Raw genomic sequence first — 1,036 nt, forward strand, 5'->3', positions numbered from 1 at the left:
ATGGCACAGTTTCTTGCTCAGGGCCATTACGACCGCTATCTGCGCCAGTTCGCCGACGAGATGCGCCAGCGCTGGGAAACGATGAACGAGGCCATCACGACGCATATGCCCCACTGCCGGCGGGTCGGCGGTGACCATGCCAGCGTGTTCTGGTTGGAAGCCCCGCAAGACGTGGATACCCAGCGCCTGGCCTGGCAGGCCGCGCAAAATGGTGTGCTCATCGAGCCCGGATTTCAGCACTTCTTCGAGCGCGTGCCGCCGCGCAACTTCATGCGCCTGGGGTTCGGCGCCATCGACGCCGAGCGCATCGAACCGGGGATCGAACGCCTGGCGCGAACGCTAGGGTAGCGGCGTATCCACGACTGCGCCGGGCACAAGGCCCGGCGCATGCTATCCAGCGTTTGCGACGGCGATGCCGCCTGCTCTTGGCGTTCAAGTGGCGTGCTTGGCCGACATTTCGCCCAGCACTTTATCCAGAATTGCCAGCCCTCGCTGGCTCTCTGCCTCGCTGACGATGCACGGCGGCACTACATGAATGCGGTTCTCGGCCACGAACGGCAGCATGCCCTCGGCGAGCAAGGCGTGTTTGATCTCGCCCATCGCACTGGCCGATAGCGGCGTGCGGTGCTCGCGGTCGCTGACCAGTTCCAGGGCATGAAAGACCCCCAGCCCGCGTGTTTCGCCGACGATGGCATGCTCGCGCGCCAGGCGTGCGAGGCCTTGGCCGAGCGTACCCTGGCCGATGCTGGCGGCGTTCTCCACTACACCTTCCTCATGCATGGCGTCCAGGGTAGCGACGATGGACGCCATCGCCAGCGGATGTCCGGAATAGGTGAGCCCGCCGAAGAACATGTGTTCGTCGAAATGCCGGCTGATGGCATCCGAGATCACCACGCCGCCGGCCGGCACGTAGCCGGAATTGACTCCCTTGGCGAATACGATCAGATCCGGTGAGACGCCGTAATGCTCGAAGGCGAACCAGCGCCCGGTGCGCCCGAACCCGGCCATCACTTCATCGAAGATCAACAGGATGCCG

1 protein-coding gene and 1 pseudogene are annotated in these 1,036 nt (G+C 64.4%); one reads left to right on the plus strand and one right to left on the minus strand.

All coding sequences use genetic code 11. The features are described 5' to 3' along the window. Positions 1 to 348: pseudogene (locus OP495_RS18145) on the plus strand (PLP-dependent aminotransferase family protein); the annotation flags it as partial. An 84-nt stretch (positions 349 to 432) separates the two neighbouring features. On the opposite strand, the gene OP495_RS18150 reads toward OP495_RS18145, so the two are convergent. After that, the coding region (locus tag OP495_RS18150; protein ID WP_280571171.1) for an aminotransferase class III-fold pyridoxal phosphate-dependent enzyme at positions 433 to 1,036 on the minus strand (604 nt) is incomplete at its 5' end.

Source organism: Chromohalobacter sp. 296-RDG (assembly GCF_029889885.1).
GTDB lineage: Bacteria > Pseudomonadota > Gammaproteobacteria > Pseudomonadales > Halomonadaceae > Chromohalobacter.